Consider the following 15,799-nt stretch of genomic DNA (forward strand, 5'->3'; position numbering starts at 1 on the left):
CGAGAACACAGGCTAATTTAGAGAAGTATTAATTAGATGAAAGCAATGGTATTGCCCTCAGACACAGGCACTCTCAATCACAGCGACTGCGAGCTGATTTACGCCCCCGGTTCGATTCAACCTCACGGCATCCTTTTGGTGCTGGAATCTCCGGCGTTGAAAATTTTGCAAGTTAGCAACAATACTTTTGAGGCCATGGGCCTTTACCCCGAACAACTTTTGGATAATTTTTTAGAGGAATTTGTCGAGACTGAGGAAATTGAGGCTATTGAAAAAGCTTTATTTGAAAACGATAAACAACGTAACGGTATCAGATTATCATTCAAAAGTCAAGACTGCAAGTCTTTTTTTGAGGGAACGCTGCATCAATCAAATTCAACATTAATTGTTGAACTAGAGCCGGTTATTTCCCCAAAAACGAGCGATTCTTTCAATTGTTATAATTTAGTCCAAGAGCCGATCGACAAAATCCACAAAACACCAAACCTGCAAGTGCTGTGTCAGACAGCAGTGGAAGAAGTGCGGAGGATGATCGGTTTCGATCGGGCGATCGTCTATAAATTTGATGCCACCGGTGCGGGGGAAGTTGTCGCCGAAGACAAAGTAGAAAGTTTGGCTCCTTTATTGGGACTGCACTATCCGGCTGGCGATATTCCCCCCCAGGCCAGAAACCTGTTCAGCATGAATTTAATTCGGTTTATTCCCGATGTTAACTGTCAGCCTGTCGAACTAATTCCTCACTGCAATCCTCTAACCGATCGCCCCCTGGATCTGGGCTGCTCTTTGTTGAGAACAGTTGCGCCTTGCCATGCTCAATATCTCAAAAATATGAACGTTGGCGCTAGCATGACATTGACATTAATCAAAGATCGAAAACTCTGGGGATTGATCGCCTGTCACCACCCAACACGAAAGTATGTCAACTACGAAACAAGAACTGCTTGCGAACTGCTCGCCAAGTTTGTGAATCTAGAAATTACCTACAAACAAGATAGCGAAGACCGGGAATATGCAGTTTATTTAAAAGAAATTTGCCATAAACTTGTCGCCAATATCTCTCAATCACACAGCTTTGTCGAAGGTTTACTGAAATCCCAAGATGAATTGCTAGCATTAGTGGGCGCTACCGGTGGAGTTGTGTGTGCCAATGAAGATTTAACAACCATCGGCCAAACGCCGGACTTGGTAGAAAGTAAAAACTTAATTGCTTGGCTCAAAACTCAAATAAATAATGATGTTTACCATACAGATTCTCTCTCGAAACTCTATCCACCATCCGAGAAATACAAAGAAGTTGCTAGCGGTTTGCTGGTACTTGCCCTGTCCGAAATGCACAATTATTACATTTTGTGGTTCCGTTCAGAAGCAATTCAAACTGTCAACTGGGCTGGTCAACCCGACGGGCAAATAGAATTTCAACCGCCGGATGACAGCCGAGGGATTTCTCCTCGCAATTCCTTTGAGTTGTGGCAAGAAACTGTGAGGTTAAAATCTTTGCCTTGGCAGCTATGCGAAATCGAAATAGCCCGAGAACTTCGAGTGGCGATTACTAGCATGGAGTTGCGGAAAACCAATCAGCAGCTCAGCTTAGCTTTGTCCGCTACCAAAATCGGATTTTGGGACTGGGACTTGCAGAAAAATCGCATTGTTTGGTCGAGGGAACACGAAGAGCTATTTGGGTTGGCTCCGGGGACTTTTGCCGGAACTTATCAAATGTTTGTAGCTTGCGTTCACCCAGAAGATTTAAACAGTATTCAGAATGCTATAAATCAGGTAATCGCCCAGCGATCAGATTACTATCACGAATACCGCGTGGTTTGGCCCGACGGCAGCATTCACTGGATTGAGGGGAAAGGTAAGTTTTTTTACAATGAAGCAGGCGATGCAGTGCGGATGGTGGGGACAGTTACAGAAATTACCGATCGCAAAGCTAGAGAATTACAGTTGCGCCTGTTGGAATCAGCAGTCACCACCACTAACGACGCCGTGTTAATTACCGAAGCTGAACCGATTGAGGAACCGGGCCCGCGAATTATTTATGTCAACCCAGCTTTCACGCGGATGACCGGCTATACGCTAGAAGAAGTTGTGGGCAAAACGCCACGCATTTTGCAAGGACAAAAAACAGACCGCGCCAGTCTCGATCAAATTCGGACAGCTTTAGAAACCTGGCAGCCGGCGCGGGTTGACTCGATCAATTACCGCAAAGACGGGACTGAATTTTGGGTAGAAATGAGCATTGTGCCCATAGCTGACCAAAATGGTGAGTTTACCCACTGGGTATCAGTACACCGCGATATTAGCGATCGCAAACTTGCTGAAGCCGCCCTCCAACAGCTCAACGAACGGTTAGAAATGCGAGTTTTGCAGCGAACCAGAGAACTAGAAAGCTCTCAAGCAGAACTCCGGGAAAGCGAAGCTTTATTTCGCTCTCTGAGCGAGAGTTCCCCCGTCGGCATTTTCAAAATCGATACTGAGGGGAAATGTACTTATACAAATCCTCGCTGTCAAGCAATTGGCCACTTCACACAGGCAGCCGCTTTAGGAAACGGCTGGATGCGCTTTGTTCACCGCGAAGACCTCAAACTAATTCTGTCTAAGTGGTCCCAATCGCAATCGCTAGATGGGGAATTTTCCTGCGAATTCCGCCACATCCAGCGAGACGGAACCATCCGGTTTTGTCGGCTTAAAACAGCTCCGATTTTTTCCGACAGATCTCAACTAATTGGTCACGTCGGCACAGTCACAGATATCACAGAAAGTCGGGCAATTGAAAAAATGAAAAATGAGTTTATTTCGATTGTCAGCCACGAACTGCGAACGCCGCTTGCTTCCATTCGCGGTTCTTTAGGTTTGCTGGCGGCTGGGGTACTGAAAAGTAAACCGGAAACTGCCAAACAGATGTTAGAAATCGCTTCCAGCGATACCGAACGGTTAGTGCGTTTGGTAAACGATATTCTCGACTTAGAGCGGCTCGATTCGAGCCAAGTTATCCTCGTCAAGCAGTGGTGCGATGCCCAGGTTTTGATGCGGAAGTCTGCAGAAGCTGTACTTTCTTTGGCTGCTGAAAATAACATTGATTTGTCGATTTTGCCCGAAACAGCCCAAATTTGGGCTGACCCCGACAGAATCGTTCAACTGCTGGTAAATTTGTTGAGCAATGCGATTAAATTCTCCGATCCAGGGAGTACAGTAACTGTCAGGGTGGAAGATTTGGGCGATTCCCTACGGGATAGCTACGCTTCACGGGTTTTATTTGAAGTCAAAGATCGAGGGCGGGGGATTCCTGCCGATAAACTAGAAACTATCTTTGGACGGTTTCAACAGGTCGATGCTTCTGACTCCCGCCAAAAAGGAGGTACGGGTTTGGGTTTGGCTATCTGTCGCAGCATAGTACAGCAGCATGGGGGCAGAATTTGGGTCGAAAGTGTTGTCTCACAAGGCTGCAGTTTCTATTTCACAGTGCCTGCACCGTTGGAAGGCGAAGGGGGAAAAAGTTTGGAGGTTTGAGATTGCTTTGATAATATCTCGCGAAAGCTCAAGTTCCTGGGAACCCACGCGGGTAGAATGATTTTGGGAGGCTGATAGGTCGATTTTTCAGTTCAGGGTTTAAGTAGGTGAGCGGCAAAATATATCAACCGCGCCCGACGATTAGGACGTTTTTAAGTGCTGAAACTCTTAATTTTATTGCTTCTTCCTTTGGCTATATCTTTCCAGAAACCCGGTTGATGAGGCAGCGTGCGTAAGTCCTTTTTCGGTTTACCATGATTAATTTAAAATTTGAGTTTTAATTATGTCAGCAAAGCGCATTCTGGTCATCGATGATGAAAAAAACCTCTGCAGCGTGATTCAGGCCTGTCTGGAACATTTAGGCGGCTGGATTGTACTAAGCGCCCCCGACGGCAGCCAAGGATTGCTTTTAGCTGAAACTCAACTCCCTGACGCTATTCTGCTAGATGTGATGATGCCGGATATGGACGGACTTACTCTGTTTGGTTTGCTGCAAAACAATGCGACTACTCGGGGGATTCCGGTGATTTTCCTGACGGCTAAGGTGCAGGCGATGGATTTGAGCGAATTTGCTGATTTGGGGGTAGCGGGGGTGATTGCCAAGCCTTTCGATCCTTTGAGTTTGGCACAGCAAGTGGCGGACATTCTGGGTTGGGAACCGTTGCTTTAAACTGGGGTAAAAGGCGATCGCAGATAGCATATCAAACTCGGCATTTGAAACCGCTACTAGACCAACAAAGTCGGCCCACCCCGACGGCAGAATCAAGGGCATTAAAGCCGGATGACGATCGAAAATCCGCTTTCTGGTTCTCTTGATTATTCCGAAAATCACGCAATTACGTTATTAAACCGGGTTGATGCGTTCAGGAAAGTTCTAGTTTTTCCGGCTATTTTCATAATTTCCTCATTTTTTTGATTTAGCTTTGAGATGGATCGGTGATTGGTTAATTTAAACTCTGATTCCCTATAAGTTCTAGAGATGATCTCAGGGAGTCGGGGTTTTTTGTTACCTCCAAAGCTGATCGGCTATCACCGTATTTACAGGCAGAATAACTCCTCCAGAGGTTACGCCCACTGGCATCAAGAACGGTTTTTTTTTTACCCGTAATCACAGATGCAGCGAAGTTTTTGGGTGAAAAACCCGGTTTCAGCCTGCTAACCCAAGATTTACGCAGAGTTCCCTGAGAAACCGGGTTTTTTAACCCAGGAGCACAGATGGAGCTAAGTTTTTGGCTAAAAAACCAGGTTTTTGCCTAACTGTTGTAATCCCTGCTTCGGCAAAAGTATATTTATCAAAAAAAATGATGGTCTTCATAATTTCCTCATATTTTTTAGATAAAGTTTACTCCAAGCTCTTGATCTTAAGGTCGATCGCACTCTCAGCACCATTCCGCTGTCAAAGAGTAAATCTGTTGTCAGCAGAGTTCGGGAAAGTGACGGAACTTTCAATTAACTGCTGCTACAGTACAACCAACCTCAATAAGTCAGGATCTAGGCCCTGCATACCAAAAAAACCGGGTTTTTTAACCGGGAAAAACGGAGTTTCTGCGCCAGACCTCTAAGTGTTGGCAGGATAACTCAATGCTACAAAAATTAATAACTGAAGATGTGATTTGCTCTCGAATAACACCCCAAAAATAAGTCGGTCGTTTGATAAAGAGTCAAACTCGCAATTGCCACTAACAGGCAAAGCCAAGTCTCAGTAAGTTTTTGAAAGAGTGTGGAGATTTTTTTAATGTCTGATCAGCTATCTTATAAAGGTAACAAACAGATTCTGTGCTATTACGCAAATGTTACCAACCTAGTTCAGGTGGTTCGGATTGGGAACATTCCTCATTGGTACTTTGAAAGAGTGCTGTTTCCGGGACAGCGACTGATGTTTGAAGCTGCTGCTGAAGCAGTCTTAGAAATTCACACGGGTACGGTGGCAAGTGCTATTTTATCGGACAAGATTCCCTGCTACGTGCTGCGGGTTATAGAAGAGGTAAGTTCAGAGTTTGAGCTGGTGATGACCGAAGAACGATTGGCGGTATTAGCCGGTTAAAATTCATGAGAAATCAGACGATATCGAGAACGGGCACAAAAATATTAGTTAACGAGTGTTTGGGGACAGGGAAAATGCAGAAAAATCTTGTCAATATTACCTTAGCTGTAGTAACAGAGGAAGTAGAAATTATCTTGGAGTCTTATCCGAAGCACCCATACCAACAAGCTTTTTCGCCTTCGGGATTGCGACAGGATTTAATTGCTTATGTGCTCAGCCGAGTTCCTAATAGATATACTGCGATCGACTCCGGTGAGTCTGTGTCAAACCAAACAGTTCAGGTTCGCTGTTCTTCTGAGCAGTTGCTGCACATAGAAAATTTGATTCATACTGGCATTCGTGACGTGCTGCACAGCTATCAGAAGATAGATTACCCCCTGCCTGAAGAAGTTAAATTCGATTCCAGAGTTGCTAGTTGGTTGTGATAGTTTCTGGTAAATGAGGGAGACGCCGAGATTCTCGGCCCTCTCGGTTGGGCGAGGTGGAATTGTGTACTGACTCGATGGTTCAAGACTGTTGGTAATCGCAGCAGCAGTTGCACGGGCCATTGGGATTGACAGCACAGCGCAGAATTTCCGATCGAGCATTAAAGCGACAGCTAGCATCTCCGATAACCCAGATGCCGCTTACAAAAGTTCTTTCCGTCGGCGGTGTGGCCGACTGCACGTACAGGGCAATTTTTTGCAGTCGGTAGCGGCCGGATTTGAGTTGATAGCGGTGGTGGCGTTCCAAGACAGCGTAGGTTTGTCCCTCTAAATCTAGATAGTTCCCCGGTTGTGGCGTCCAATCCAGCCGAATGCTACCTAAATATTGGCGGGGGTGAGAGAGAATCACCTCTACAGGTAAAGTATTTTGTTCCATGTGGCGGTGCGTTCGCGAACTGAACTAAAGGGGCAAATAGTTGACTCAACCTACATCTTGTTCATCTAGAAAGATAAGTTTTTATAGAGAGTGTAATTTAGGTTTAGGCGCTACACTTAACTATAGAACCTTTGGCGATCGAGGAATAGGCGACTTATCTTGGGATAGCCGACTCCCTCCACTACGTTCCGCCCAACAGGCTAGGAAATAAACTTCAACTCGCTTGAGGTAACTAAAGTTAAGTTCGATTAGGTTTGATAAAGCAGTACACGCTGATGGTATCGCAACTCGCAGGTTCGATCGATACGCGGTTGATATTCCTGAACAGATTTTAACGGTTTGCAGGACTTGGGGTGCTTGAGGTGGGTTTGTACTAAGGACTTCAGTCCTCTGATTTGTATGAGAACTTAACTGCTGACTACAAACCAAACCGCTTTTTTGGCAATCAAAATTTCCAAAAATATGCCATTCCTTCCATGATTCCCCAAGCGCAAGCAGAACCTGCTAAATAATGATTTTCAGTGCCACATTCGCGATGCCATTCTAAGAGTTCTGACAGAGCATTAGCAACGATTACTCCCCGGACAGCCTGTTCAAACATACTGATATCATTGCCCGAATCACCGCAAACTAATGTTGCCTCAGATGGAATTTGTAGGCGCTTTTGTAAATAAAAAAGGGCATTGCCTTTATTGCTAGTTTGCGGTAAAATATCTACATTACTATTACTGCTAAAAATGATTTGAGCTGGCAGTCGCGATTCAGTTAACTTTTGCTGCAAAGCCTGGACAGTCGAGCTATTTTCTCCTGCTGGTTCCAGACTATAACTGATTTTCCAAGGATTTTGTTCTTTTAGGGATTGGGGTTTAAGCTGGGAAAACTGCTGAGCTAAAGAGGCGATCGCCATTTTATCCCAGTCTTGAGAAAGATATTCCGCCCAATCTAAATCGAGGATTCCGTCTTGGTAAATTTCGCTGCCTACGCCTGCGATCAAATAGTCGGGTGCTAGCAGTTGCTTTTGGGCAATTAATTCGCAAGTTGAAGCATAAGAACGCCCGGTAGCGTAAACCAAACAAATTTGCGATCGCTGTGATTGCAAGCGCTGGTTGAAAACTTGAGTTGCTTCGTCATCTCCGACTAGCGTGTTGTCTAAATCTGTAACTAATAAAAACTTCATTTGGGGAATTAGTCAGGAGTCAGTAGTCTTCAGTGATTAGCGATCGGGAATCGAGCGCTTCCTAAAATTCTTTTAACTATTTATAAGAATTTGTTAAACCAAACACATTTATAAGCAAGCTTATCGTTTAAGATTGGCCAAATTTAATTTTCAACAAGTGGTGTGAGTGGTATGGTGAATAATTCAACCTCTGTTAAAGCTTTTTGGCTGTCTTTCTTGATTTCTGGTGCGGCAGTGCCTTTGGGGCCGATCTCCGCAACAGCTCAAATTCAGGATACCTCAACTCCAGAAGTTGCGCTAGAAGCGAGTGCCGTCCCGGAGGCTACCCCAGACCCAGCGCTGGCAGCAGTTAAGATTGAGATACCGCCGTTAGCGGCGAGCACCGCAGAGACTAAATCAGCAGTCGATCGCCCTTTACCCGACACAGATGCAGCATGGGTGAATAGCGCTTTACCCGACACAGATGCAGCAGTCGATCGCAGTTTACCCGAAACAGATGCAGCCACAGTCGATCGCGCTTTACCCGAAACAGATGCAGCCACAGTCGATCGCGCTTTACCCCAAACAGATATAGCAACAGTCGATCGTGCTTTACCCCAAACAGATGCAGCATGGGTGAATCGCGCTTTACCCCAAACAGATATAGCAACAGTCGATCGTGCAACAACAGCCCCAGAAATAACGGGGGCAATTCGCGAATTACCCCCCCAGGAGTTAGAAATTGCAAACTCTCCTCAGTCTCAACAAGTGGCTGAAGCCAGCAAAGTTGCCGACATCAGCAGCGAGACGGGTACCGCTGATGACCTCAGCATACAAGAAGACGCAGCACAAGTCACTTCTGTTTCCCAACTGTCCGACGTGCGCCCCACAGATTGGGCTTTTCAAGCCTTACAATCCCTAGTAGAAAGATACGGCTGCATTGCGGGATATCCAGACGGCACATTCCGAGGCAATCGGGCAATGACTCGCTATGAATTTGCCGCCGGATTAAACGCTTGCTTAGACCAAATTACCAAACAACTTGGCGGTTCTACTGGGAATTTAGTCAAGCGAGAAGATTTACTTGCTTTGCAAAGATTGCAAGAAGAATTTGCCGCAGAATTAGCTACTTTGCGCGGTCGAGTCGATGCTTTAGAAGCCCGCACTGCCGAATTAGAAGCCAACCAATTTTCAACTACTACTAAACTCAACGGATTTGCTTGGTTTAACCTGACTGGAGCTTTTGCGGGCGAGCGAGTCCGAGTTGAAGCAACAAATGGAAATGCTGCTCCGCTCGATCGAGTTGCCGGACGCGATCCTGTCACCAACAGACCAATTGTGCAGAGAGTGGACGACCCAGAAATCACTTTCAGCCAGTTAGTTTGGTTGACCCTCACTACTTCTTTTACAGGGAAAGACGAATTGATTACACAGCTAGCTGTAGGTAACGGCAATTCCCCAGCCAATCAGTATACTTCTACGGGTCTGTTCAATACCTTTGGCACTCCTTTTCTCGATCAAACTGCGGGAGCAAATCCCAATGAAGTTACTCTGCGAGAACTTTCCTATCGGTTCCCGCTTAGCAACCGCTTCCAAGTAGTAGTCGGGCCGCGGATTAATTTTTACCGCTACTTTGACAACAATAGGTTTAACTTTTTCGTAGACGGTGCGAGCAGCTTTAATTCTAACAACAGCCCTCTGTTAAGCGCTACCAGACGCGGTGCCGGTGCTTTGGTTTTGTGGGATATCGGCCGCGCATTGAAATTGCGTTTTGGCTACTTGGGCGAGAGTACGGAATTTTTGCCCACTTCAGTGTTTAATTCCGCTTCCAATCCGTCTCAAGGCTTGTTTGGTGGGACAAATACGACTACAGCAGAATTAACATTTAGTCCGAGCGATCGGACTAATTTGCGCTTTTTGTACAGCCGTTCCAACATCCAGCAAATCGGCGGCTTAATTGGATCTCCTAATAGCAAGCCGTTGAACGGTGTGGCAGATGACGGTTTCGGCGGCCGCCTGGGCAATTCGACGGCGAATACTTATAGTTTCAATTTCGATTGGTTAGTCAGTCGCCGCTTTGGTCTTTTCGGCCGCTACGGCTACGCGGAAACCAATATATTTCCCAAGACTGACCGACCCGACGGCACGATCAAAAATCAATCTTATCAGTTAGGACTTGCATTTCCCGATTTGTTCAAAGAAGGAGCTTTGCTTACGGTGTCGTATTTAGTACCTTTTGACTTTACTGGCGGCCGGAGGTTTCTGGTTTCGGGCGGAGGGAATGGCGGCACGCAGTACGAAATTGAGGCAACTTATTATTTGCCTCTCACCGACCATATTTCGATTGTGCCGGCATTTTACGCGATCGGCAATGCCAATAATTTCGATAACAACCCGACAATTTTTGTGGGCAATTTGCGGACGCAGTTTAGTTTTTAACTACATTAGGACTTACTTGAACCTAATTATAGTATTTTTCAGTTGAGTGAGGTACACATGGGTAATGGGTAATGGGGTGCTGACTGCATAGTACCTGACTCAGTTTAAAACTGCTATATTTAGGGCGCGCCTGGAGCACCTTACCACATTATCTAGGGTGCGCCTGGAGCACATTACCGCGCTCTTAGTAGGGTGTCAAACCACTGATACCAAATCCGCGTTAAAAACCCCTTGATCAGACTCGGCGATTGACATCGCTATTACAAAAACTTTCGTTCCTAGCTGAGAGGGACTAAGAAATCAAGGGGGTTTTTAAGCCGAATGCGAACATAATTAATGGACATGATATCAAATCCGCGCTTCATCGTCGGGCGTAAAATCGAGTTAACACTCAACACTCAACCATCATTCAGTTTTTCGACTGACAGTTAACAGCCAACAGTCAACAATCACGGACGGTGCAACCGGAATTGACATGATGTCCTGATTAGCTTCGTCCTGATGTCAACGAATTGGAATTTCGATGATAAATTCAGTACCTTTACCGGGTTCTGAGAAGCACTGCAATTTGCCGTTGTGTTTTTCAACGACAATTTGGTGCGAAATTGATAAACCCAAACCTGTGCCTTTACCTACGGGTTTTGTGGTAAAAAACGGGTCAAACAAACGCACTATCTGATCTTCCTGAATGCCCAGACCGTTGTCTTTGATCCGAATTAAAATGCTCTTGTCATCAATCGTTTCAGTTTTAATGGTAATAGTAGGAAAGATAGAATTTCCGGTGTCTTTGGCTTGGTTGCTGCTTTCTTCTAAGGCGTCGATCGCATTTGCCAATACATTCATAAATACCTGATTTAACAGTCCGGGATGACAGTTTATTTGCGGCAGTTCTCCGTATTCTTTGATCACTTTAATGCCCTGCCAGTTGGCTTTGGCTTTCAGTCGGGTGTTCAACATTAACAAGGTACTTTCTAAACCTTCGTGAATGTCGGCAGTCTTGATTTTAGCTTCGTCTGCCCGCGAGAAATTGCGAAGAGTTTGAATGATTTCTACAATGCGCTCGCACCCGGTCTGCATCGAATTGAGCAACTTGGGCAGGTCTTCTGCTAGAAATTCTAAGTCTATATCATCGGCTTGTTGCTGAAGTGTGGCTGGGGGATTCGGGTACTCTTCTCGATACACTTGCACGATTTCTAATAAGTCTAGAACGTAGCCTCGGACGTGGCAGAGGTTGCCTGCGACAAAGCCCACTGGGTTGTTAATTTCGTGGGCAATTCCTGCTAGCACCTGTCCGAGGGAAGACATTTTTTCGGTTTGTACTAACTGCATTTGAGTTTGCTGCAAGTCACTCAAAGCTGTTTGCAGTTCTTGGGACTTTTGTCGATCGCGATCGGCGGCGGCGGCCCGTTCTTCCTCAACTCCGATCGCCCCGGCAATAATTCCAATCAGCTTGCAGTCGGCTTCTGTGGACGCGATCGACTCGCTGTAGAGAACGCACAGCGCACCCACGTAATTGTCGCCCAGCCGCACTGCTTGTCCCAGATAGCTTCGCAGTTGGTAGCGGATGACAGCGGGATCGGTTTGGGCGTAGATCGTGCTCTGCAAGTCAGGAATCGCAACAGCCCGATCGCTTCCTTTGCTGCATACGTCGGTGCAGATGTGGCCCTCGGCGCGATCGACCAGCGGGTAGTCCGGCGGCGCTTGCCAAGTCGCGATTGCGTGCAGCAGTCCGCCACCTAAACGGCTGTAGATGGCGCAGCTTCCCCCTAAAAGCTCGCCGGCTAAGGATGTCAGCCGCTGGATGTTCTCAGCGGCGTCGGTGGTGAATCCCAAAAAGCACTCGTTGATTTTGCTGAGGCGGTACTCTGCTTGCCTGCGCGCCGTCATGTCGCGGGAGTTGATCACAATTCCTTTCACAGCGGGGTCTGCTAGCAAGTTGATGCCGACACCTTCGAGAAAACACCAAGAACCGTCAGCGCGCCGGAACCGGCCTTCTACGGCGATCGGATCGCCTGGATTTGCCATCAGTTTTTCGCCGTCGGAAATCACCGAGGGCAGGTCGTCAGGGTGGATCAAATCGAGAGCAATTTGACCGGCGAGTTCATCGGGTTCGTAGCCTAAAACTCTTTCTACAGAAGGGCTTTCGTAAACAATGCGACCGCTGGCGTCGAGAATAGTAATGATGTCGGAACTGTTGAGAATTAGCGATCGCCACTTAGCCTCATTTTGGAACAAAGCTGACTCGGCTTGTTTGCGATCGGTAATATCCTCTACCATTTGCAAAATAAACTGTGGCGTTCCCTGACTGCTGTCGATGACAGAGGCGCTGAGGCGTCCCCACCTGATGCTGCCGTCTTGGCGGAGGTAGCGCTTCTCGATTTGATAAGCTTCGCGGGAGCCCGCGGCCAACTCTTGGCGCAACTGGCGCGAAACTTCTGCGTCTTCCGGGTGCGCGCAGTCGTCGAGACCGACACCCCGCAGTTGAGCTTCCGATCGCCCTAGCATAGCTTGAAATGCCGGATTAGTGGCGATCGCAACACCTTCGAGGGTAGCGACTACCATGCCGATTGCAGCGCGTTCAAAAATTGCCCGAAACCGCTGTTCGCTGTCTCGCAAAGCTGCATCCGCTGCCACTTCCTGCGTGATGTCCCGTCCCGCCACTGCCAAACCTTTGCGCGAACCGTCGGGGTTGAACAGCGGCACTTTCCGCACTTCAAACAAATTGCTGCCGCCTGTGGGCAAGGAGACAATTTGGCGGCTGGAGGTAAGAGTGCCTGCTTGCCAGGTGGTTTCGTCGGTTTCCTGCCAAGTTAGCAGGATTTCTCTGACTCTCGGATCGGCGGCGGCAGCGAGTTCGGCAGTAGTTTTGCCCTGGTAGTCTGAGGTTTCCCAGCCCAAAAGTTGGAGGGCGCAGTCGTTGGCAATCAGCCAGCGCCCCTCGCTGTCTGTGAGGTTGATCGCGTCGGGCACGGCGTTAATCGCGGTTTTCAACCAGTATTCTTGATTTCGCAGGGCTGCTTCGGCTTGTTTGCGATCGGCTATTTCGGCGACGGTTCCTTCGTAGTAAAGGAGTTCACCTCCTTCGTCGCGGACTTCGCGCACGTTTTCCGAGATCCAGGTAGTGCTGCCGTCTTTGCGGCGGACGCAGGACTCAAACTCTTTCAGGGAGCCGTTTTTGCTGATTTCTGCCATGAAGGAAGCGCGGCGGGTGCGATCGGCGTAAAGGTTTTTTGCCGAACATTGTGCGATCAGTTCTGAGGGGGAATCGTAGCCGTACATTCGGGCGAGTGCCTGGTTGGCGCTGAGGTAGCGTCCGTCTGGGGCGGTTTGAAATATGCCTTCGGTGGCGTTTTCAAAGATGCTGCGGTATTTTGCCTCGGCTTGTTTGAGGGCTTCTTCTGCTTGTTTACGATCGGTGATATCAGATTGGACGCCGATGAAGTGGGTAACGAGCCCGCTGCTGTCGCGCACCGGCGAGATGGTGAGTTCGTTCCAGAAGGCGGTGCCGTCTTTGCGGTAGTTTTTCAGAACTACTTTGCAGTCATGCTGTTCTTTCAGGGCCACACGGATTTGATCGACGGCAGCGCGATCGGTATCCGGGCCTTGCAGGAAGCGGCAGTTCTGCCCGATTATTTCGCTGCGATTGTAGCCTGTAATCCGCTCGAAAGCCCCGTTGCAGTAGACTATAGGCCTGTCCGGCTGGGTAGCGTCCGCGATCGCGATGCCGTTGCTGGTAGCTGCCAGGGCGCGATCGTACAGCCGAAATACTTCTTCTATTAAATTCGGTGTGCCGCCAGTACGAGTCGGCGATAGCGTTTCAGAAGGAATGCTTATATCTATCTGCATGAGTTTCTATAAATTGAGTTTATTGTAGATCCCGACTGGCAGCACACCCTAGACTTTAACAGAATTGCCTGTTTTCCACAGGCAGAAGTTAGAAGGCTATTATGCAGAATGTGGGCGGTAAATTCTACCTAAAAAAAATCTGGCTTCCCTCGTTTTTTTCTCTTTGCTTCTGCCTTGTGCCTTCTACCTTCAAAGGAATCCTACTTGTTAATTTATAATAGCTCTTCTTGGGATCACTCTATCTTTAGTATGGTTTACTTGGTAGGGTTTAGGTAGCTTACAAATTCGCGCACTTATTTTTTTTATTGAACCAAAATCAGATACCAGGAGTCTCTATTGAAATATTTTTAATAAAAAACCTAGGACTTAAACGATTCAAAATATGCTAATAAAAAACCAGTAAAAATTAATGTTGAACGAACACAGCAAGTTCTGAAATATCGTCGATCGCGAAAGTCGGTTCAAGGGCGAGACACTGAGCGCGATCGCCATATCCGTAAGCCGCCCAACAAACATCTATCCCAGCATTTTTAGCAAATAGCAAATCAATCGCCGTATCGCCAACCATTAAAATTTGACTGTTATCTAATTCCGGAAACAGCGGTTTAATAATCGAGTGAAAAACCGCCGGGTTTGGTTTCATAATTATTTCTCCGTTGTCACCTAAAATTAAATCAAAAAAACTGTGAATTTTCAATTTTTGCAGTAACGAATTAACAAAACTAACGTGTTTGTTGCTAAAAACTCCCAGGCTCAATCCCGACTTACGCGCCAACTGCAAGACTTGCTTTGTCCCGCTAAATAAATCTACCTGCTTTTCACCTTCCGTCCGATAATAAGAGCGGTAAGTTTCAACCCATTCGGGAATTGCGCTTTCCGCGATCGCCGGATGCAGGATTTTAAAAGTATTTGGTAAATTGATGCCGATCGTACCTATAATAATATCAGCCGCAGGCGGGGTAACATTGAAACTTTCAAAAGTTTTGGTAAAGCAAAATACAATAGCTTTGTGAGTAATTGCCAAAGTGCCGTCGAAGTCAAAAATAATTAACTTGTACTTACTCATATTTCTGAAATTTTTCTATAGAGCAACCGAAGGTTTCCAATGATATAATATCATTATTAATCTATAAACCAATAATTATAAATATAAGTTTTAAACGTTCAAGAGGTCAACATGAGTGTCACCGAACAACCAGAAATTATAGCAACAGATTTCCCTGATCACACTCAATTACCAGACTCCGACGGTACTTTTGTAAAAAACTTCCAACAACATCCTCAAAGCATCCTGTTAACAACATCAATTCGACCCATTTTAGACCAAATTCATCCCGACGGACAATACTGCATTGGTCAAGATTCCGGTATTTACTGGCGAGTGGCCCGGCCCCCGGAACCGCCCGAAAGAGGAGCCGAAGCACCTGATTGGTTTTACGTGCCCGACGTGCCGCCAACTCTTGACGGAAATCTTCGCCGCTCCTATGTCATGTGGCAGGAATTAATGCCGCCTCGGATTGTACTTGAATTTGTTTCTGGTGATGGCAGTGAAGAAAGAGATAGGACTCCTCGCCAGGGCAAATTCTGGATTTACGAACGGATAATTCGACCTGCGTTTTACGGCATTTATGAAGTCAAAAAGGCACAAGTTGAAGTGTATCATTTGGTAGAAGATCGGTTCGAATTAGTTGCACAAAATGAGCGGGGACATTACGCGATCGCACAAATAGGAGTGGAATTAGGCATTTGGCAAGGGGTTTATCAGGGTGTAGAACTGCCTTGGCTGCGCTGGTGGGATGCCTCCGGGAATTTGCTGCCGGCGGCCGAGGAACGGGCAGAACAAGCGCAGTCAGAAGCAGAACGAGAACGACAAAGGCGCATAGAAGCTGAGTTGCGAATTCAAGCTTTGGAAGTGCGTTTGCGAGAGTTAGAAGGTGAGTAAT

General features: G+C 46.9%; 10 protein-coding genes. 6 read left to right on the top strand and 4 right to left on the bottom strand.

Annotated features, from left to right (window positions below):
- The first annotated feature begins 36 nt into the window (after window positions 1-36).
- From QUA77_RS12825 to QUA77_RS12840, 4 genes are all read left to right on the top strand, one after another.
- Window positions 37-3,510, top strand: a complete 3,474-nt coding sequence (locus QUA77_RS12825; RefSeq protein WP_333450406.1) for a PAS domain S-box protein — start codon at window positions 37-39, stop codon at window positions 3,508-3,510.
- Window positions 3,511-3,793: 283 nt separating this feature from the next.
- Window positions 3,794-4,180, top strand: a complete 387-nt coding sequence (locus QUA77_RS12830; protein ID WP_333036815.1) for a response regulator — start codon at window positions 3,794-3,796, stop codon at window positions 4,178-4,180.
- Between the two features lie 1,065 nt (window positions 4,181-5,245).
- Window positions 5,246-5,554 (top strand): DUF1830 domain-containing protein, encoded by a 309-nt coding sequence (locus QUA77_RS12835; RefSeq protein WP_333450408.1) that lies wholly within the window; start codon window positions 5,246-5,248, stop codon window positions 5,552-5,554.
- 74 nt (window positions 5,555-5,628) lie between these two features.
- The gene (locus tag QUA77_RS12840; protein WP_333036819.1) at window positions 5,629-5,979 is read left to right on the top strand and encodes a late competence development ComFB family protein; all 351 of its coding nucleotides are present in this window, start codon (window positions 5,629-5,631) and stop codon (window positions 5,977-5,979) included.
- A gap of 82 nt (window positions 5,980-6,061) precedes the next feature.
- Here the strand turns inward: QUA77_RS12840 and QUA77_RS12845 are convergent, their stop codons facing one another.
- Together QUA77_RS12845 and QUA77_RS12850 are read right to left on the bottom strand one after the other, a co-directional pair.
- Window positions 6,062-6,415, bottom strand: coding sequence for a DUF6464 family protein (locus QUA77_RS12845; RefSeq protein WP_333450410.1), 354 nt, complete (start codon window positions 6,413-6,415; stop codon window positions 6,062-6,064).
- Between the two features lie 445 nt (window positions 6,416-6,860).
- The gene (locus QUA77_RS12850; protein ID WP_333450412.1) at window positions 6,861-7,592 is read right to left on the bottom strand and encodes a sucrose-phosphate phosphatase; all 732 of its coding nucleotides are present in this window, start codon (window positions 7,590-7,592) and stop codon (window positions 6,861-6,863) included.
- 171 nt (window positions 7,593-7,763) lie between these two features.
- On the opposite strand from QUA77_RS12850, the gene QUA77_RS12855 reads away from it, so the two are divergent.
- Window positions 7,764-10,010: an iron uptake porin gene (locus tag QUA77_RS12855; protein WP_333450414.1), complete on the top strand. Its 2,247-nt coding sequence runs from the start codon at window positions 7,764-7,766 to the stop codon at window positions 10,008-10,010.
- Between the two features lie 504 nt (window positions 10,011-10,514).
- On the opposite strand, the gene QUA77_RS12860 is transcribed toward QUA77_RS12855, so the two are convergent.
- Both QUA77_RS12860 and QUA77_RS12865 read right to left on the bottom strand, forming a co-directional pair.
- The gene (locus tag QUA77_RS12860) at window positions 10,515-13,856 is read right to left on the bottom strand and encodes a PAS domain S-box protein (RefSeq protein ID WP_333450417.1); all 3,342 of its coding nucleotides are present in this window, start codon (window positions 13,854-13,856) and stop codon (window positions 10,515-10,517) included.
- Between the two features lie 406 nt (window positions 13,857-14,262).
- On the bottom strand, window positions 14,263-14,922 hold the full coding sequence (locus QUA77_RS12865) for an HAD family hydrolase (RefSeq protein WP_333450418.1): 660 nt from the start codon (window positions 14,920-14,922) through the stop codon (window positions 14,263-14,265).
- Window positions 14,923-15,033: 111 nt separating this feature from the next.
- On the opposite strand from QUA77_RS12865, the gene QUA77_RS12870 reads away from it, so the two are divergent.
- Window positions 15,034-15,798, top strand: coding sequence for a Uma2 family endonuclease (locus tag QUA77_RS12870; protein ID WP_333450420.1), 765 nt, complete (start codon window positions 15,034-15,036; stop codon window positions 15,796-15,798).
- Window position 15,799 lies beyond the last annotated feature (1 nt).

It is taken from the genome of Microcoleus sp. K5-D4, from assembly GCF_036704575.1.
Classification (GTDB): domain Bacteria; phylum Cyanobacteriota; class Cyanobacteriia; order Cyanobacteriales; family Microcoleaceae; genus Microcoleus.